The sequence below is a fragment of the Pseudomonas sp. P7759 genome (genome assembly GCF_013386445.1).
Lineage (GTDB): Bacteria > Pseudomonadota > Gammaproteobacteria > Pseudomonadales > Pseudomonadaceae > Aquipseudomonas > Aquipseudomonas azotoformans_A.
The window spans coordinates 1-17514 of the sequence record NZ_JACART010000009.1; the positions used below are offsets into that span (position 1 = coordinate 1).

Genomic DNA, 17514 nt, shown 5'->3' on the forward strand with positions numbered 1-17514 from the left:
AAGCAGCCCTAAAACCAGACGCCGCATTCTGCCTGACAGAGTGCGGCGTTTTTATTGGGGCGGCTTCGCCACCCAGCGCGGGGCAAGCCCGCTCACCACACAGGCCAAGCCCACCTATTTAGATAAGTGCCAGGGCCTGAGCCAAGTCCGCCCGCAGATCCTCCACATCCTCAACTCCCACCGACAACCGCACCAACCCATCCCCAATCCCCAGCTGCGCCCGCGTTGCCGCCGGGATGCTCGCGTGGGTCATGATCGCCGGGTGTTCGATCAGGCTTTCCACACCGCCAAGGCTTTCGGCCAGGGCGAAGATCTTGACGTTTTCCAGGAAGCGCGTGGCGCCGGCCAGGTCGCTGTTCAGGTCAATCGAAATCATCCCGCCAAACCCACGCATCTGTTTGCGCGCCAGTTCGTGCTGCGGATGGGACTTGAGGCCTGGGTAATAAACCCGTGCCACTTGCGGCTGCTGCTCCAGCCAGGTGGCCAGGTCCAGGGCGTTGCTGCAATGGCGTTCCATGCGCAGCGCCAGGGTTTTCACGCCGCGCAGGGTGAGGAACGCATCGAAGGGCCCGGCGATGGCGCCCACCGAGTTCTGCAGGAAGCCCAGGCGTTCCGCCAGTTCAGGATTGTCGCCGACGATGGCAATGCCGCCGATGACATCGGAGTGGCCATTGAGGTACTTGGTGGTGGAATGCACCACCACATCAAAGCCCAGTTCCAGTGGGCGCTGGATCCAAGGGCTGGCGAAGGTGTTGTCGGCCACGCAAATGATGCCGCGATCGCGGCAGATACGCGCGATGGCGCTCAGGTCTGTGAGGCTCAGCAGCGGGTTGCTGGGGGTCTCGACCCAGACCATGCGCGTGTCAGCCTGCAGGGTCGCTTCAAACGCCGACAAGTCACTCAGGTCGACAAAGCTGAAGCGGTGCCCGGCGCTGCGTTGGCGCACTTTATCGAACAGCCGGAAGGTGCCGCCATACAAATCATTGCCGGAGACGATATGGGCGCCGGCATCCAGCAACTCCAACACCGTCGAAATCGCCGCCAGCCCAGAGGCGAAGGCAAACGCCTGGCTGCCGCCTTCCAGGTCCGCCACGCAGCGCTCCAGGGCAAACCGCGTGGGGTTGTGGGAGCGGCCGTAGTCGAAGCCTTTGTGTACGCCGGGGCTGTCTTGCAGGTAGGTGGAGTTGGCGTAGATCGGCGGCATCAGCGCGCCCGTGGTCGGGTCGGGAGACTGTCCTGCATGGATCACACGGGTGGCGAAGGCGCTTTTGTCGGATGGGCTCATGCAAGGGATCTCCGTAGGTGGTTGAGCAGGTCGACGCGGGTGATCAGGCCGTGGAAGCCTGAGGCGTCGGCAATAATGGCGACCAGTCCGCGATCCAGCTCCGCCTGCAGTTGCGCGAGGCTGGCGCTGGGGGATAGGGTTTGCAGGGTATCGGTCATGGCGCTGGAGACAATCATGGAGAAATGCGTGGCGTCCTGGTGCAGGCCCAGCAGGATGTCGGATTCATCGATCACACCCACCAGCTTCTGACCGTCCACCAACACGGGCAGCTGCGATACATCCGCCAGGCGCATGCGCTGAAAGGCAGTGAGCAAGGTGTCGTCGGGGCTCACGCTGATCACACGACCGTCTTCGAAGCGCCGCGCGATCAGGTCGCGCAGGTCGCCGTAGTGCTTGTAGTGCAAAAGGCCAGCGTCGTTCATCCATTGGTCGTTGTAGACCTTTGACAGGTAACGGGTGCCGGTGTCGCAGACAAAGGTCACCACGCGCTTGGGTGTGGTCTGTTCGCGGCAGTAACGCAGGGCCGCAGCGAGCAGGGTGCCGGTGGATGAACCGCCGAGAATGCCCTCTGCCTTGAGCAACTGCCGGGCGTGGTCGAAGCTTTCTTCGTCGCTGATGGAGTAGGCCTGACGCACGCTGGACAGGTCGGCAATCGAGGGAATGAAGTCTTCGCCAATGCCTTCCACCGCCCAGGAGCCCGGTGTTTCCATCTTGCCACTGCGGCTGTATTCGGCCATCACCGAGCCCACCGGGTCGGCCAGTACCATCGCCAGTTCGGGTTGTACGCGCTTGAAGAAGCGGGTCAGGCCGGTGAGGGTACCGGCTGAGCCGACGCCGACGACGATCGCGTCCAGATCATGCTGGGTCTGTGCCCAGATTTCCGGTGCTGTGCTGGTTTCATGGGCCAGGGGGTTGGCCGGGTTGTTGAATTGGTCAGCGAAGAACGAGCCCGGAATGTCCTCGGCCAGGCGCGCGGCCACGTCCTGATAATACTCGGGGTGGCCCTTGCCCACGTCGGAGCGGGTGATATGCACCTCGGCGCCCATGGCCTTGAGGTGCAGTACTTTTTCCGTGGACATCTTGTCGGGCACCACCAGCACCACCCGGTAGCCCTTGGCCCGGCCGACCAGCGCCAGGCCCAGGCCGGTGTTGCCAGCGGTGGCTTCAATAATGGTGCCGCCGGGGCGCAAACGACCGTCGCGTTCGGCGGCGTCGATCATGGCCAGGCCGATGCGGTCCTTGATGGAGCCACCGGGGTTCTGGGATTCAAGCTTGAGAAACAACGTGCAGGGGCCGGTATCGAACCGGCTGACCCGAACCAGCGGCGTGTTGCCGATCAGTTCAAGGACGGCGGGGCGGGAAGGGCTGGGCATGGTGTCACCTGGTGCGAGTTGGCGTCGGGGTGGACCGCGAAATGCAACAAAATGCAAAGTCTGCCTTCGACCATAGGCCTGGAACGCAGCGCTCGCAACCGGGGAGTCCGCTGTTTATCTTTTTTTGGCGCATTGGCCTTCAGGGTTGCTTTTGCCGCCGGGCCAATGCCGGTGATGAGGCTTGCATCACCTGGTCCATGACCTGGGCTTGCCAGTCGAAATACGGGTTGAAGGTGAGCCGCGCATGCACTTTGCCCGGCTCGCGATAGCCCCAGTCCGAATACCACACGGGTTCGCCTGCGCGGCAACGCGCAAAGTCCTCATCGGTCTGGCCGTTCAGGCACACGCGCTGGCTGCCGCCGGGCCCGTACAGGGGGTTGTCGGGTGCGAACAGCACGCCCATGTGGGAGAACCGACTGACTTGTTGGGCCGGCAGGTGGTCAGTGCGCACCAGCAGACGCGGTAATTGCGGTGATGTGGCGGGCTCGCCGTACCAGATCATGCGTGAGGCCGGGTGGGTGAAGCGCCCAGCGAAGCTCTCCCGTACAAAGTCCACATCCACCACTGAGTCATGGGCCGCGCTGACGATCAGCACGGGTCGATCAAATGGCCGGTCTTCCAGCTTGTCGATGACAGATTTGCTGGTCTGGTAGAACTGCGCAAAGCCATTGGTAGGCACATTCTGGTAGCGCAGCGGTGTTTGTTGCTGGCGCGGACCGTCCGGGTCACGTAGCCATGGCTTGATGTGGGCCAGCCAGGGCAGCAGCCAGATATAGCGATTACGCGCCTTGAACGCCGGCGAAAACATCAGCAGCCCGGCAATGTCCGGATTGTCCATGGCGTACTCCAGCACCAGGTTGGCGCCGGTAGAGAAGCCGCCCAGGTAGACCTGGTCCGTCTCCCGACGCAGCAGCTCCACTTGTTGGGCCACGGTTCGGCGCCAATCCTCGATGTCGATGTCCAGCATGTCCGACGGTTGTGTGCCATGCCCTGGCAGCAACAGCGTGCGTACTCGATAGCCCCGCGAGGCCAGATGCGCGCCAATATCGCTGAAAGAACCCGGCGAATCGCCCAAGCCGTGCACCAGCAAAACGCCGTGGCCATTGGGCGTTTGCGCGACCCATTCACGCGGCGCATTCCAGTCCAGCTCCAAGCTGTGGTCGGTGTCTTGAAAGCGTCGGTCGCGCTCAAGGTCCAACAGGGTTTGCTGGCGGTAGTGTTCAAAACTGTCGGGCACGGGTGACGGCAGTACTGCCGAGTGGGCAGAGCAACCCGCCAGGCTGAGCAGTATCAGAAAACGCAGTGATTTCATCCAGATCCCCGGACCGATGCAATGTGCAGCCGACCTTACGCGGCCGTCTGCGCTATCGCCAACCAAAAATATGACCATTGGTAACGGCTGTGTGAGGCGATCAGATCGCCCCTGTCAGCCGGTTCCTATAACTGCGTCAGTTGGGTGACAACCGCGTCGCTGGCGCGCTGGATTGGCGCGCGCAACTCGCTGCTGATCAACCCCTGCAACGCCAGGGCCGCTTTTACCGGCGCCGGGTTGGGCTCCATGAACAGCGTGTTGATCAAGGGCAGCAACTGGAAAAACGTCTCCCGTGCTTCAGCCAGTTGGTTGTCCCGCACCTGCTGCCACAGCGCCACAAACCGTTCGGTGTGCAGATGGGCCGACGCCGCAATCGCCCCGGTCGCGCCCAGGCACAGCGCGTTGAAGATCTGGATATCCTCGCCGCACAACACCGCCACGTTGCCACTGGCCAGCAACGCCAGGGTATTGCCCAGGTTGCCGCCACAGTCCTTGATCGCGACGATCCGCTCATGGGCGACGATGTTGAGCAAAGTGGCCTGCTCGAAGGTCGCCCCGGTGCGGTAGGGGATGTCATACAGGATGATCGGCACGCTGGACGCATCGGCCACTGTGCGGAAGAACGCTTCCAGGCCGGCCTGGGACGGGCGGATGTAGCTGGGCGCCGGCACCAGCAAACCGGCGACCGGGCGTTGCAGGATTTCGCGCTGGAAGTGCAACAGCTCAATCTGGTTGTAGCCCGCCAGGCCCATCACCACACGGTTTGCCGGCACCCACTGCAACACCGCATCGAGCACCGCCAACTGTTCCTGGCGACTCAGCGACGCCGCTTCCCCGGTGGTGGTGCACACCATGATCCCGGCCACGTGCTGTGCCAGCAGATGGCTGACCAGGCGGTGCAGGCCGATGAAATCAATGGCGCCGTCCTGGAACGGCGTGACCACGGGAACCCAGATACCTTGAAACGCTGACATGCACTTTCTCCTGATGATTGACCGCTGGAGTCACCGTCAGAAGGGCAGAGGGAATTGTGCAAGGGAGGAAGGCCGTCGCGCTCAATGTCCTGTCAGCTCATCTGACGGGACAGCGCGCCCCGGTCACATGAGCGACTGTTTCTTCGATTTGAGGGCGTGCGCAACGCAACCTTGCGCCTTGGCAATGGAGCCAATGACGGAAAGGTTAACGGGAGACGTTGCAGTCATGAGATGACACACCCTGAACAAGGCCTCCATCTTCATGGAATATTGCAGCGTGTGTCAACGGGATGTATTCGAGTTTATAGGGCCGTCGCCGGATATGTGCGCGTCGCAATCGTCCTGTCGTGCTTTCAACCAGCCGGTAGTCTATTCGCACCTTCCGGGAGAACCTCGATGATCCGACGCGCGTGTTTGGCCGCCTTGCTGACCCTGTCTGTGTCGACCGCCTTAGGCGCCTCGACCTACGACCACCTGTATGCTTTTGGCGACAGCTACTCCGACAATGGCGCGGGCGACGCGCTCACCACAAGGCTTGCCGCGCAGAAGGTCAAGGACGCTCAGGCACTGCCGGGCCCGCTGTACTGGAAGGGACGCTGGAGCAACGGCCCGACCGCCGTTGAAGGCCTGGCCCAGGCATTGAAAACAGCACTGACCGACTACGCGGTGGGCGGCGCCAAAAGTGGCCACGGCAACTACTACACGTGGATGATGCCGACCCAGGACACTGGCGTGCTGCGCCAGGTTGCCGAGCATTTGCAGGCCGCCAAGTCCCACAAGGCCGATCCCAAGGCGCTGTATTTCATTTTCATCTCGGCCAACGATTTTTTCGAATGGGCCGACTTCTCCCATCCTGAAACCATCGAAGCCCTGAGCGAATCCAGCCTGGCCAACATCCGCAATGCCACCGAGCAACTGGTGGCAGCGGGGGCCAGGCACGTGATGGTGGTGGGCACCACGGACCTCAGCCACGTGCCCGCCGTGGTGCAGGGCAACCAGGTCGACAACGCCAAGCACTACCAGCAGTTGCTCGCACAGAAGCTGCCGGCCGCGCTGGCGCAGATCGGCGGGGCGAAGATCACTTACTTCGACCACCTGGCGTTCAGCGATGCGTTACGCGCCAATCCGCCAGCCAATGGGTTCACGGATATGGACACGCCATGCCAGCCCACCTACCCGGACGTGAAACCGGCGTGCGCCAACCCCGATGGCCATTACTACTGGGACGAATGGCACCCCACCCGCAAGGTCCACGCCCTGGCGGCAAAGGCCATGCTCAAGGCGTTGCCTTAGCCTGCGGCCACCGCCGCTTCAATGGCGGCGATGTCGATCTTCTTCATGGTCATCATCGCGTCAAAGGCGCGCTTGGCGACGGCCGGGTCCGGGTGGGTGACCGCGTCGGTCAGCACTCGCGGTGAGATCTGCCACGACAACCCCCACTTGTCCTTACACCAGCCGCAGGCGCTTTCCTGGCCGCCGTTGCCGACGATGGCGTTCCAGTAACGATCCGTCTCGGCTTGGTCATCGGTGGCCACCTGAAATGAAAACGCCTCGGTATGGGGGAAGATCGGTCCACCGTTGAGGCCAATGCAATGGATGCCCAACACGGTGAAGTCCACGGTCAGCACATCCCCCTGTTTGCCGGACGGGTAATCACCGGGCGCCAGGTGCACGGCGTTCACCTTGCTGTCGGGGAAGGTCATGGCGTAGAAGGTGGCGGCCTCCAGGGCGGTGCCGTTGTACCAGAGGCAGAGGGTGTTCTTGCTTTTCATGGTCGGTCTCCACAGGAAAAGGGCTGTGTAGAGTCTAGACGGCCAGTTGCTGCTCGATGGCCCCCTTGTCGATAATCGACCACACGCGGGCAAATTTACCGTCCACCACTTCGTAGAACACATTTTCGTCGAACGTCACCGTGCGCCCATTGATCGGCAGGCCGAAGAACTCGCCCCTGGGCGTCACAGTGAAATTCAGGCGGCTGGCAACCGTCGGCGGATCGGCCACCACCAGTTGGATGCGGAACACCAAGTCCGGTATCTCGCGAAAATCCCGTTCCAGCATCGCGCGGTAGCCGGCAAGGCCGACCTGTTCGGCGTTGTAGGTTACGTCCGGGTGCACGAAGTCGCCCAGGCGCTCCCAATCCTGGCGGTTCAGGCAGTCGATATAGCCTTGGTAAAAGGTGGCGAGTTCGTCTCTAGTCATGTCTCAAGCCCTGCGCGCCATCAACAACACCGTCGCCGCCGCCGACAACAACCCCGCGCAGCACCGATTGAAAATCCGCTTGCCCCGCGGCTCGGCAAACCAGCGCCGCATGTGCAGGCCCATATAGGCGTAGGCGCTGATGGCGATCCATTCCAGCACCAGGAACATCGCGCCGAGCAGCGCAAATTGCGGGGTGATGGGCTCGCCGGGCACCACGAATTGCGGGAGGAAGGCGGTGAAGATCAGGATTGCCTTCGGATTGCCCGCCGCCACCAAAAACTCCTGCCGCGCCAACGCCCATAATCCCACCTTGGCTGTCGCGGACTGCGCCTCTGCCTCCGAATTGGCCCGCCACAACTGAAACGCCAGATAAAACAGATACGCCGCGCCCAGGATCTTGATCCCGTAGAACAACAACTCCGACGTTTGCAGCACCACCGCCAAACCCGCAGAGGCGAGGGCGATCATGCCGGCGAAGGCCAGCAAGCGGCCGATACCGGCCAGGCATGAGGTGCGGTAGCCGTAGCGGGTGGAGTTGCTGACGGACAGCAGGTTGTTCGGGCCTGGCGCCATGTTCAGGGCGAAGCAGGCGGGGAGGAAAAGGGCGAGGGTGGCGAGGTCCATGGCGGCTCCGGGTTCGCGGGGGCGGGGAGGTGTGAGGATAAGGGGAGTGGAGGTCGTTGGACAGCCTCAGCCGTTCGTGTTGTGAGCTATCGCGGCATTTGCGACATCAGCGGCCATCTGTTCAGCACTGCGCATCCCGTCAATCCTTAAGACCGGAGCCGTCTGCTGTGATATCCACGCCTCATGCCACGCCCGGTTTCGCCCTGAGAAATTCGGGTCGTCATACTGCGAAGCCCATTCTCGGAAGGCCACGTGTATCGCGTGCATATCACCACCGGGTGCGATCCGCTCGCCAAAACGCGCCTTCTCGCGGGCAGCCAGGCGTTCGAGGCGAACGGGCGTGGGTGTGAAAACGAAGACAATCAGGTCGGCATCAGCAATCAGCGCATCGCCCCAGACCATGCAGGAACCGCTCAGCAGCCAACCCTCGTCACCGAGTGCTTGCTGCATCAATGACACGCGATCAGCGGGAGGTCGCTTGGTTGTGAAAGGCGGGTTTGTGGGCATCCAGTAAAAGTCATCGACGTCGACTTGTCGTAGACCCAGCCGCGTGGCGAGGTGGTGACCCAGCGTGGTGACGCCCGCACACGATGCACCGGTGATGTAGATCCGCATTTTTTCCTCCATGAACACAAGCCGGGTCCCAGGTCAGGGAGATGACCTGCCCAGGCATTTCAGGGCAAAGGTTTCGGGGTGACGGTGTACCAACCCGACGGGGTTTTGGCACATACCTGCGGCCTGAGCGGGGTTTCAACCGTGTTGTTGCCCTGAGCGGAAAGTTGGCGAACGGCAATCACGCAACCTGCCTTGAACGTGCTGATTTTGACCATCTGCAGTTCCATTTCATAGTCTTTGCCGGGCTCGGGGATGAGTGTGACAGGCGCGGGAAAGCAGGACATTTGCGAACCGCCCATGGCGAACCCTGCAATAAAGGGCTTACCCGCCGCAATGACGTGCTCGTCAAACACTTTAGGCGACTGGTTGATGGCTTTGCTCGCCTTGCTGGCAGGCATGCCAATCACACTGTTCTGGCTGTCGGTGGCTCTGAAAGGGTAGAGGCCCGCCGAGTCGATATGCGCTTTTTGCCATCCGGCTTCTTCAGGCGTTTTGGTCAGCAGGGCCCCGTTGTAAAACGCTTCGCAGGTCTGGCCACTGAGGAATCCCGCATTGGTGGTGTCACCCGTGATCAGGCGGACGCGGGCCGAGTTGGCCGGGTCGTATTGGCTGATCTGGGCTTCGTTGCGCACGTCGGTTTTGGTGGTGGCGCAGCCGATAAGCGTCAAGCTGAGCGCCAGGGGAAAGAGAGAACGCATGGGTAACCTTCATATCCTGTGAGGGTGTGGCTTGAGGGGGAGACCTATTGATCAGCGTTCCAAACCGCCAGTTCATAGCCATCCGGATCGGTGAAGTGGAACCTGCGTCCACCCGGGAATGAAAATGTCTCGCGGGTGATGAGAGCCCCCAGGGCTTTGAGCCGCTGCTGAGTGGCATCGAGATCATCGGCATACAAGATGACTAACGGGCCACCCGGCCGAACCGGCTCCCCCGTGGTGAACCCGCCTGTCAGGCGCCCATCGCTGAACTCGGTATAGGTGGGGCCGTAATCAACAAACGTCCAGCCGAACGCGCCGCCGTAGAAGGTTTTGCTGCGGGCGATATCGCTGACGTTGAATTCGATGTTGTCGATTTGCCGGTCTTTACCTTGAGTGCTCATGCTTGCCTCCCTGGCTGATCTTTTCGAGCGGCGAGTGTAGCGTGAACGTCCGCCTGCATGAAGACGGCAATCATGCCTATGATGCAGTCGACTACAGAATTGATCGGAGTGGACAGCGTGCTGAACATTGGAATCCTGGGCGTCGGTGAGCTGACGGAAAAGGTAGTGATCGGCCTGCGGCGCAGCGGCTTTGGCGGTCGGGTGCTGCTGTCCCCGCGTAACCACGAACGTGCGCAGCAACTCAGTGCGCAATGGGACTGTGAGGTGATGGCTGACAATCAACAGGTTGTCGATGGGGCGGACTTGTTGGTGCTGGGCGTGCGCCCGGAGGTGGTCGATCAGCTTTCGAATGAAGTGCAACTTAGGGCTGAGCAAACGCTGGTGTCGCTGGTGGCGGGATTGCAGCTGGCCGAGTTGCAGCGCCGGTTCCCGCAGGCGCGTGTAGTGCGCGCCATGCTGTCCTATGCCGCGCAGATCAACCAGACAACCGTGGTGATCACGCCCGGTGGCGAACCCCACGCAACGCTGCTGGGCGCGCTTGGATCATTGGTTGTATTGGACGAGGAAGAGGCGTTCGAACTGGCCACCGTCGCGGCTTGCATGAACGGCTGGTTCTATTTCTTCCTGAGTGATCTTCAGCAGTGGTTCACCGACAAAGGCCTGTCCAAAGACCAGGCCGCCCAACTGGTGATGGGCAACCTGCAAGACTGCCTGGCCAGCGCCCGTCATCAGCCAACGGCCAGTCTCGAAGCGTTGGGTAGCGCCATTGCCACGCCCGGCACCTTTACGGCGGCCGGGCTGGAGGTGCTCAGGAATAACCGAGCGTCCCAGGCATGGACAGCGGCGGCTGATGAAGTGCTTGAACGCCTGCACAAGCCGCTGCCTACAGGCTTGGCGAAGAAACAGTGAGCGGGGATGAAGCATCGCGCGAACGTCGCTTCATCCCCGTTCTAATTACCCCGCGACAGCCGGCACCGGTGTGTTGAGCAATTGCTGCTCCCACAGGTACGCAATGCCGCTACCCGCGGCATGCTGCTGAAGCACCTCGGTCAGCGCGCCGGCTGTTTCGCTGCGCGCCCAGTCGCGCTGCCATTCGGCGGCTATCGCCAGCCAGGTCATCATGTTCGCGCCGGCCGCAATCATGCGCTGGATCGCTACCTGATGGGCCTCGACGGAAACAGCGCCCGAGGCGTCGGTGATCACGGTCACGTCCCAGCCTTCGCCGAGGGCTTGGATCACCGGCATGGCCACGCAGATTTCAGTCCACAGGCCCGCGATGACCAGTTGCTTGCGGCCAGTGGCTTTTACCGCGTCCACCACGGCCTGATCTTCCCAGGTGTTGATGAGTGTACGGTCGATGACCGTTTGGCCGGGAAACACATCGGTGATTTGCGGGAAAATGAAACCGCCACGTTCGGCGATTACGCTGGTCAGGATGGTGGGTACATTGAAGGCCTTGGCGGCTTTGGCGAGTGCCGTGGCATTGTTGACTACCATCTGCGGCTCATGGCTGTTCAGGTTGGTGAGTTGGTAAGGCTGATGGTCAATCAGAACGAGTACCGAATCTTCCGGGCGAAGCAGCGAGTCAATGCCGTTACGAAAAGTCATTGATACATCCTTTGTTGTCGTTGTGAGCGGGATCAGCTATCAAGCAGTGCGCAGGTGGCCGCATTGCTTGTGGACAGCACTGTGCTTTTCTCTCACTCATTGCGGTAGTCGCGCGCGGTGGTTAGCTGTGTCGCTCAAAGGGGAACACTGATTTGGATATCGAAGAACTTCAGACCTTCGTGGAGGTTGCCGATGCGGGGGGCGTTTCGCCTGCTGCGGTGAGGCTTGGTGTGTCCAAGTCAATCGTCAGTCGCAGGTTGGCGCGCCTGGAAGCAGAACTTGGCGTGCAGTTACTGGCCCGGTCTACGCGTGGGGCCGCGCTGACTGAGGCCGGCGCTACGTTTCGCGACTATGCCGCCAGGGTCTGTGCGGAAATGGACGTTGCCAGGGAAGCGATCCTGCCCGCCGGAGCGTTGCGAGGCCGCCTGCGAGTGGCCGCGCCGCTGTCTTTCGGCCCCACCCATTTCGCCCCCGTGTTGGCGGAAATGGCTCGGCGTCACCCGCAACTGCATATCCAGACCTGCTACAGCGATCGTTTTGTTGATCTCATCGCAGAGGGTTATGACTGTGCGATACGGGTCGGCTACCTGCAGGACTCCAACCTGATTGCACGCTGTATTGGCCCGATCAAGGGCAAACTGGTTGCGAGTCCGGGGTATATCAAGGCCCATGGTGCGCCGCAGAAGCCGGAGGAGTTGATCGCCCATCAAGCCCTCATGCAGAGCACCGAAGCCTGGCAATTTCTGGAGGGCGACAAGGTCGTTGCGGTGCGTCCCCAGGGGCGCTTCAAGGCGGACAGCGGTGTGGCGTTGGTGGCTGCCGCCGTAGCCGGGCTGGGGATCGCGTACCTGCCCGATTGCCTCACCCACGACAGCCTGGCCAGCGGTGCGCTGGTGCCGATCATGACGGCGTATCCACCCCCTCCGGCAGGTGCCTACATGGTCCGGCCGGCAGGTCAGCATCCGGCCCAGAAGATTCGGGTTCTCACCGAACTTTTGATCGAGTATTTCGGTACGTCTCCGCACTTTGCGGGTGACGTCGCCAGGTGAAAACGCTGGCGCCAGGCGTGGTTTACAGCCGATGGTGCTCCAGCAAAAAGTCCACAAACACGCGGATCCGCGCCGGCATGCTCGCACCGCCGACAAACACCACGTGGATCGGCTCCCTGTCGCCGGGGTTCCAGGATTCCAGCAGGCGCACCAGGTCACCGCGTTGCAGGTCTTCTGCCACCGTGAATTCGCCGATGCGTGCGATACCGGCGCCCAGTCGCGCCAGTTGCGCGAGCGCTTCGCCACTGCTGCATTCGATATTGCCGTTGATCTTCAGCGAAAACTCCCGGCCGTCACGGGCGAAGGGCCAGTCGGATTGGGCACGGCGGAAGTTGAAACGCAGGCAGTTGTGTCGCAGCAAGTCGTTCGGTTCCAGCGGTGTGCCGTGTCGGTGGAGGTACGCAGGCGACGCCACCAGCGCCTGGCCGGTATCACCGATGCGGCGCGCTGTCAGCGGGCTGTCTGGCAGGTCGCCAAAGCGGATCGCCACGTCCGCTTGGCCGCCCAGGATGTCGACCACTTCGTCGCCCAAGGTCAAATCCACCACAATGTTCGGGTAGCGGGCGCTGAATGCCGCCACCAAGGGCACGATGGCCATGCGACCGTGGCCCAGGGCAGCACTGACCCGTAGCCGGCCTTTGGGCGCGCCCTGGTCGGCGATGGCTTCCTCGACTTCGTCCATGTCGGCCAGGATGCGCCGGGCGCCGCGAAGGTACACCTCGCCTTCGGCCGTGAAGGCGAGGGCGCGGGTCGTGCGAATCAGCAGGCGGGTGCCCAGGCGCTGTTCCGTGCGTGCGATGACACGGCTGACGGCCGAGGGCGTCAGGCGTAACGCCCGCGCCGCCGCCGACAGGCTGCCTTCCTGCGCGACCATTGCGAATACTGCCATCTCACCCGACCTGCCGTTGAAATCCATTTTTGCCTCGCGCGCAAAGGTGATTGCCAATTAAACGGTCTAGTGCCGTTAAAGCGTTGATCGTAGCATTTGCGGCATAAATGAGGAGTCTTCCATGCGTATCAATCCACCCCTTGTAGCCCTTGCCGTCGGTGCCTTTGGCATTGGCGTCACTGAGTTCGCGCCCATGGGCATGTTGCCCACCATCGCCAATGACCTTGGCGTGTCCATTCCCACCGCAGGGCTGTTGGTCAGCGCCTATGCCCTGGGGGTACTGCTTGGCGCGCCCCTGATGATCTTGACCACCGGCAAGATTCCCCGGCGCTATCTGCTGGTGGGGCTTATGGCCATTTTCACCCTGGGTAACGTGATGTCGGCGCTTGCCACCGGCTATTACGACCTGTTGATCGCCCGCGTCATCACTTCGCTTAACCACGGTGCGTTTTTTGGCGTCGGCTCCATCGTCGCCGCCAGCGTGGTCGCGCCGGACAAGCGCGCCGGAGCCGTCGCCGCGATGTTTATGGGCCTGACCCTGGCGACCATTGGCGGTGTGCCGCTGGCGACCTGGTTTGGTGAGCTGCTTGGCTGGCGTACGGCGTTCTGGGGCATTGGCGGATTGGGCCTGGTGACCATGGTCGCGCTGTGGTTTGCGCTGCCTAACCTGCCACTGCCGAAAAGCGACGGCGTGCTGGCCGAAATCAAGGTGTTGGGGCGTGGTTCGGTACTGGCGGCGCTAGCCCTGACCGTGGTCGGTTCGGGTGCGATGTTCACCGTGTTTACCTATATCGCGCCGATCCTGAGCAATGAGACCCATGCGTCTACCCCGTTTATCACGGCCATGCTGGTGCTGTTTGGCGTCGGGCTGACCCTGGGCAATATGTGGGGCGGCAAGGCGGCAGACCGCTCGATTGACCGGACCCTGATCGTCTCGCTGAGCGCACTGATCCTGGTCCTGCTGGCCTTTGCATTCTTGATGCGCTGGCCGATTCCGGCGGCGGTGAGCATTCTGATCTGGGGTATCGCCAGCTTTGCCGTCGTGCCGCCGTTGCAAATGCGCGTGATGGAAGCGGCCAAGGATGCACCGAACCTGGCCTCGGCCGTGAACATCGGCGCTTTCAACTTCGGTAACGCGATTGGCGCCGCAGTGGGTGGCGCGGTGATCAACGCAGGGCTGGGCTACCCGGCGATTTCCCTGGCCGGCGCCGCGATGGCGGGCTTGGGGTTGCTGATGGTCGTGAGCTTCGCCTGGAGTTCCAGGGCTCGCATGGCTGCGGCGGTTTAGGAAATCGAGTATCGTTGGCCGCCTCAGCTGCCAGCCTGTTGCAGGCGCGGCGCATGATCGATGGTTCAGGGAAGACGGGCATGGCACTCAGGGTGATGGTGATCGGCGGCTACGGCAATTTCGGCAGCATCGTGTGCCGACATCTGGCCGTAGCACCGGGCATTGAGCTGGTGATCTCGGGTCGCGACCCACACAAGTTGCAGCGCAAACTCGACGCGTTGAACGCGCAGCCCGGCACGGTGTGCGAAGGCTGGTGCGGCGACGCGATGGGGGTGGGATTCGCGGATGTTTTACAGTCCAAGCGCATCCAGTTAGTGATTCATACCGGCGGGCCGTTCCAGGGGCAGTCCTATGCGGTGGCCCTGAGCTGCATCGAGGCGGGTGTGAACTACTGCGACCTGTCCGACTGCCGCACCTTCGTCAATGGCGTGGGCGTGCTGGATGCGCAGGCCAAGCAGGCGGGCGTGGCCATTCTCAGTGGTTGCAGTTCGGTGCCGACACTGTCATCGGCGCTCATCGACCAGTACCGGTCGCGTTTTACGCGCATCGACTCGATCGAGCATGGCATTTCCTCTTCGGCCAAGATGCCGGGCCTGTCGACGATCGAAGGGGTGCTGGCCTACGCGGGCAAACCGATCAAGCAACTCAAGAATGGCCGGGTACACGAAGTGCTGGGTTGGCAGGACCTGACGCTGCGCAAAATGCCTGGACTGGGCACGCGGGTGCTGGCCAACGTGGACGTGCCGGACATGGATATTTTCGCCAGCCGCTACGGCGCCCACACCTTGCGCTTCAAGGCGGGCGCGGGGCTCAAACTGGGTGGCGTCGCCAACGGGTTGCTGGCCCAGGCTCGGCGGCTTGGGGTCGTGCGCGATCATGTCGCCTGGGCCGCGCGGCTGCATCGGTTGGGCACTTGGTTTGAACGGTTTGGCGACGGTAAAAGCGCGATGTACATCGACGTGCAGGGCGTGGGGGCTGACGGCCAACCCTTGTCACTTGCCGTGCAACTCACGGCGTTGAATGACAAAGGCCCGGAAATCCCCAGCTGCGCTGCTGTTGCGCTGGCTGTCAAGATCGCCCAGGGCTACCGGCCCGAACCCGGCGCGCGACCGTGCGTCGGTGAGATTACCGTCGACGAGTACATGGCCGCCATCAACGACCCGGCGAACCTGAGTCTCTCTGTACGGTTCTCGGACTAGCGCACCACGCCACTCAGCTAATCATGCTTGCGGCCAATGCCAGTCAGTCAAGGCAATGCGGCCTCTGTGGTGAGCGGGCTTGTCCCGCGCTGGGGCGCGAAGCGGCCCTAAAAACAGACGTCGCGTTTCGTCAGGCTGAAATGGGCCTGCAGTAATGGGGCTGCTTCGCAGCCCAGCGCGGGACAAGCCCGCTCACCACAAGAGGGTGGACGTCTTTCGTTCCCTTAACTGACCGGCATTACTCATAGCGGTGCCTTCAAGAAACGCCGCTCATGGTCTGGATGCGACAACAGGCAAGTGTCGTACCGCCCGAAAATTCGATCGCGATTGCGTGCGATGCGGTCGTAGCCCAATCCCGCAGCCCGCGCGGGATGATGCGCAATAACAGCAATGGACGCCATGCGCAATTTCAACCACAACAGCGCCCAACTGTGGGAGCTGTCGAGCCCCGGCGAGGCTGCGAAGGCGGCGGTGTTGCCGACATCATCATCGGCTGACACAGCGCTATCACAACTGCTCATCGTTGTTTTGGAACTTAGCGCGAGAACACCGGCGCGGTGCTTTTGTCCTCCGGCCCCACGTCATGCAAGGAAATCCTCGACGTCTCCGGCAACGCCAACCCACCCGCCAACGCCAGCAACGCTACGGCAATCAGATAGAACGCCGGTGACAGATTGCTGCCCGTGGTGCTGATCAACCAGGTCGCCATCAACGGCGCGGTGCCGCCGAAGATCGTGTAGGCCAGGTTGTAGGTGATCGCCGAGGCGGTGTAGCGCGTGCGGGTTGGAAAGGTTTCCGACAGCAAGGCGGCCGTAACCACGCCACACAGCACGGCCCCTACCGCCAGCAGCATCACGCCAACGATGGAGGCCGCGAACGAGCCGGAGCTGGCCATCAGGAACGACGGATACACCACCACCATCAACAACACACACGCGGTCATCACGGTGACACGACGGCCGACTCGATCCGAATACAACCCCGCCAGTGGGCAGATCGCCGCCGCGAAGATCAACGCAATCAGCGACACCAGCAACGCCATCGCCCGACTCAAGCCGCCGGCCACTTGCAGGTAGGTCGCGAAGTAAGTGGTGAACATATAAAACGACAGCGCCGTCAGTGACACAAAAGCGCCCAGGCAGCAGATCGCCGCACCATGGTTGCGCAGGGTTTCCTTGAGCGGGGAGTGGGCCACGGTGTGCTCCTCTTTCACCGCCTGGAAAGCGGGCGTCTCGTCCAGCTTCCAGCGCAGGTAAAGCCCCACCAGGCCCAGCGGCGCGGCGATCAGGAACGGCAGGCGCCAGCCCCAACTGCCCATGGCCTCGGCGGACAACGACGCTTCCAGCGCATACGCCACCACCGCGGCGGCGGCGAAGGCGGAAAACGTCGACACCGGCACGAAGCTGCCGTACCAGGCACGTTTGTCACTCGGTGCATGTTCCATGAGATAGGCACAGGCCCCGGCGTATTCGCCCCCGGCAGAGAAACCCTGGGCGCAGCGGATCAGCGACAACAGAATCGGCGCCGCTACGCCGATAGCGGCGTAGGTGGGGAGCAGGCCGATCAGCGTGGTGGCGCCGGCCATCAACAGGATCGTCATGGCCAGGGTGCGTTTGCGGCCGATGCGGTCGCCGAGCATGCCGAAGAAAATCCCGCCCAGGGGCCGGAACGCAAAGGCCACGGCAAACACGGCGAAGGTCTTGAGCAACGCGGCGCTGGCGTCGCCGCTGGGGAAGAATTGCTGCGCGATGGTGGTGGCGAGGAAACCGTAGACGGCGAAGTCGAACCACTCGACAAAGTTACCGATGCCGGCGGCGATAATGACCTTTCGCAAAGTCTGGGGGCTGACCTGTTCGGTGGATGGGCTCGTCATGGGGGGAGGCCTCGGGATAGGTGCGGGGATGACTGATTATCGGGGCAGGCTGTTGGGCGGCGGGGCCCAAAAGAGTCGTCCGCGTAGTCAGCAGCGACTTGCTGGTGGTGGTGAAGGCAGGATTTGG

Annotated in this window: 18 protein-coding genes and 1 pseudogene; 5 read left to right on the top strand and 14 right to left on the bottom strand. The window is 62.3% G+C overall.

The features are described from left to right. Positions 1-118: 118 nt before the first annotated feature. From HX823_RS11650 to dapA, 4 genes are all read right to left on the bottom strand, one after another. Positions 119-1285 (bottom strand): cystathionine gamma-synthase, encoded by a 1167-nt coding sequence (locus tag HX823_RS11650; protein WP_177074932.1) that lies wholly within the window; start codon positions 1283-1285, stop codon positions 119-121. After that, positions 1282-2658, bottom strand: a complete 1377-nt coding sequence (locus HX823_RS11655) for a cystathionine beta-synthase (protein WP_177074933.1) — start codon at positions 2656-2658, stop codon at positions 1282-1284. The genes HX823_RS11650 and HX823_RS11655 overlap by 4 nt, the downstream gene beginning before the upstream one ends. A 139-nt stretch (positions 2659-2797) precedes the next feature. Continuing rightward, entirely contained in the window at positions 2798-3970 is a 1173-nt protein-coding gene (locus HX823_RS11660) for a carboxylesterase (RefSeq protein WP_177074934.1), read from the bottom strand. A gap of 125 nt (positions 3971-4095) precedes the next feature. Beyond that, positions 4096-4944: a 4-hydroxy-tetrahydrodipicolinate synthase gene (gene dapA / locus HX823_RS11665; RefSeq protein WP_177074935.1), complete on the bottom strand. Its 849-nt coding sequence runs from the start codon at positions 4942-4944 to the stop codon at positions 4096-4098. 396 nt (positions 4945-5340) lie between these two features. On the opposite strand from dapA, the gene HX823_RS11670 reads away from it, so the two are divergent. Continuing rightward, the gene (locus tag HX823_RS11670; protein WP_177074936.1) at positions 5341-6237 is read left to right on the top strand and encodes an SGNH/GDSL hydrolase family protein; all 897 of its coding nucleotides are present in this window, start codon (positions 5341-5343) and stop codon (positions 6235-6237) included. On the opposite strand, the gene HX823_RS11675 is transcribed toward HX823_RS11670, so the two are convergent. The 6 genes from HX823_RS11675 to HX823_RS11700 all read right to left on the bottom strand — a co-directional run bounded on the left by HX823_RS11675 (position 6234) and on the right by HX823_RS11700 (position 9481). Continuing rightward, the gene (locus HX823_RS11675; protein ID WP_016979938.1) at positions 6234-6716 is read right to left on the bottom strand and encodes a VOC family protein; all 483 of its coding nucleotides are present in this window, start codon (positions 6714-6716) and stop codon (positions 6234-6236) included. The two genes, HX823_RS11670 and HX823_RS11675, sit on opposite strands and share 4 nt — an antisense overlap. Before the next feature lie 34 nt (positions 6717-6750). Continuing rightward, on the bottom strand, positions 6751-7143 hold the full coding sequence (locus HX823_RS11680) for an ester cyclase (protein ID WP_177074937.1): 393 nt from the start codon (positions 7141-7143) through the stop codon (positions 6751-6753). A gap of 3 nt (positions 7144-7146) precedes the next feature. Beyond that, on the bottom strand, positions 7147-7767 hold the full coding sequence (locus tag HX823_RS11685; RefSeq protein ID WP_038849666.1) for a LysE family translocator: 621 nt from the start codon (positions 7765-7767) through the stop codon (positions 7147-7149). Positions 7768-7833: 66 nt separating this feature from the next. Continuing rightward, the gene (locus HX823_RS11690) at positions 7834-8382 is read right to left on the bottom strand and encodes an adenylate kinase (protein ID WP_177074938.1); all 549 of its coding nucleotides are present in this window, start codon (positions 8380-8382) and stop codon (positions 7834-7836) included. A gap of 59 nt (positions 8383-8441) precedes the next feature. Continuing rightward, positions 8442-9080, bottom strand: coding sequence for a hypothetical protein (locus tag HX823_RS11695; RefSeq protein WP_177074939.1), 639 nt, complete (start codon positions 9078-9080; stop codon positions 8442-8444). 44 nt (positions 9081-9124) lie between these two features. Then, on the bottom strand, positions 9125-9481 hold the full coding sequence (locus HX823_RS11700; protein WP_177074940.1) for a VOC family protein: 357 nt from the start codon (positions 9479-9481) through the stop codon (positions 9125-9127). A 78-nt stretch (positions 9482-9559) separates the two neighbouring features. On the opposite strand from HX823_RS11700, the gene HX823_RS11705 reads away from it, so the two are divergent. Beyond that, positions 9560-10390 (top strand): NAD(P)-binding domain-containing protein, encoded by an 831-nt coding sequence (locus tag HX823_RS11705; protein WP_177075093.1) that lies wholly within the window; start codon positions 9560-9562, stop codon positions 10388-10390. A gap of 45 nt (positions 10391-10435) precedes the next feature. Here the strand turns inward: HX823_RS11705 and HX823_RS11710 are convergent, their stop codons facing one another. After that, entirely contained in the window at positions 10436-11089 is a 654-nt protein-coding gene (locus HX823_RS11710) for a hydrolase (protein WP_038849671.1), read from the bottom strand. A gap of 152 nt (positions 11090-11241) precedes the next feature. On the opposite strand from HX823_RS11710, the gene HX823_RS11715 reads away from it, so the two are divergent. After that, positions 11242-12138: a LysR family transcriptional regulator gene (locus HX823_RS11715; RefSeq protein WP_177074941.1), complete on the top strand. Its 897-nt coding sequence runs from the start codon at positions 11242-11244 to the stop codon at positions 12136-12138. Between the two features lie 22 nt (positions 12139-12160). Here HX823_RS11715 and HX823_RS11720 read toward each other — a convergent pair whose 3' ends face one another. Beyond that, entirely contained in the window at positions 12161-13054 is an 894-nt protein-coding gene (locus HX823_RS11720) for a LysR family transcriptional regulator (protein WP_177074942.1), read from the bottom strand. Between the two features lie 94 nt (positions 13055-13148). Between HX823_RS11720 and HX823_RS11725 the strand changes: the two genes are divergently transcribed. After that, positions 13149-14315, top strand: a complete 1167-nt coding sequence (locus tag HX823_RS11725; protein WP_177074943.1) for an MFS transporter — start codon at positions 13149-13151, stop codon at positions 14313-14315. Positions 14316-14395: 80 nt separating this feature from the next. Further along, positions 14396-15514 carry a saccharopine dehydrogenase family protein gene (locus tag HX823_RS11730; RefSeq protein WP_177075094.1) on the top strand — a complete coding sequence of 373 codons (1119 nt, stop codon included), beginning with the start codon at positions 14396-14398 and terminating at the stop codon, positions 15512-15514. Between the two features lie 242 nt (positions 15515-15756). On the opposite strand, the pseudogene HX823_RS11735 reads toward HX823_RS11730, so the two are convergent. Further along, positions 15757-15914, bottom strand: a pseudogene (locus tag HX823_RS11735) (thiol-disulfide oxidoreductase); the annotation flags it as partial. A gap of 135 nt (positions 15915-16049) precedes the next feature. Next, entirely contained in the window at positions 16050-17387 is a 1338-nt protein-coding gene (locus HX823_RS11740) for an MFS transporter (protein ID WP_177074944.1), read from the bottom strand. Between the last annotated feature and the right edge of the window lie 127 nt (positions 17388-17514).

Bases quoted from the DNA above. Each gene is read 5' to 3' on its own strand.
- HX823_RS11710 (WP_038849671.1), bottom strand. From the start codon at position 11,089: ATGACTTTTCGTAACGGCATTGACTCGCTGCTTCGCCCGGAAGATTCG.
- HX823_RS11670 (WP_177074936.1), top strand. From the start codon at position 5,341: ATGATCCGACGCGCGTGTTTGGCCGCCTTGCTGACCCTGTCTGTGTCG.
- HX823_RS11685 (WP_038849666.1), bottom strand. From the start codon at position 7,767: ATGGACCTCGCCACCCTCGCCCTTTTCCTCCCCGCCTGCTTCGCCCTG.
- HX823_RS11705 (WP_177075093.1), top strand. From the start codon at position 9,560: ATGATGCAGTCGACTACAGAATTGATCGGAGTGGACAGCGTGCTGAAC.
- HX823_RS11700 (WP_177074940.1), bottom strand. From the start codon at position 9,481: ATGAGCACTCAAGGTAAAGACCGGCAAATCGACAACATCGAATTCAAC.
- HX823_RS11680 (WP_177074937.1), bottom strand. From the start codon at position 7,143: ATGACTAGAGACGAACTCGCCACCTTTTACCAAGGCTATATCGACTGC.
- HX823_RS11675 (WP_016979938.1), bottom strand. From the start codon at position 6,716: ATGAAAAGCAAGAACACCCTCTGCCTCTGGTACAACGGCACCGCCCTG.
- HX823_RS11725 (WP_177074943.1), top strand. From the start codon at position 13,149: ATGCGTATCAATCCACCCCTTGTAGCCCTTGCCGTCGGTGCCTTTGGC.
- HX823_RS11655 (WP_177074933.1), bottom strand. From the start codon at position 2,658: ATGCCCAGCCCTTCCCGCCCCGCCGTCCTTGAACTGATCGGCAACACG.
- dapA (WP_177074935.1), bottom strand. From the start codon at position 4,944: ATGTCAGCGTTTCAAGGTATCTGGGTTCCCGTGGTCACGCCGTTCCAG.
- HX823_RS11720 (WP_177074942.1), bottom strand. From the start codon at position 13,054: ATGGATTTCAACGGCAGGTCGGGTGAGATGGCAGTATTCGCAATGGTC.
- HX823_RS11740 (WP_177074944.1), bottom strand. From the start codon at position 17,387: ATGACGAGCCCATCCACCGAACAGGTCAGCCCCCAGACTTTGCGAAAG.
- HX823_RS11730 (WP_177075094.1), top strand. From the start codon at position 14,396: ATGGCACTCAGGGTGATGGTGATCGGCGGCTACGGCAATTTCGGCAGC.
- HX823_RS11650 (WP_177074932.1), bottom strand. From the start codon at position 1,285: ATGAGCCCATCCGACAAAAGCGCCTTCGCCACCCGTGTGATCCATGCA.
- HX823_RS11690 (WP_177074938.1), bottom strand. From the start codon at position 8,382: ATGCGGATCTACATCACCGGTGCATCGTGTGCGGGCGTCACCACGCTG.
- HX823_RS11660 (WP_177074934.1), bottom strand. From the start codon at position 3,970: ATGAAATCACTGCGTTTTCTGATACTGCTCAGCCTGGCGGGTTGCTCT.
- HX823_RS11695 (WP_177074939.1), bottom strand. From the start codon at position 9,080: ATGCGTTCTCTCTTTCCCCTGGCGCTCAGCTTGACGCTTATCGGCTGC.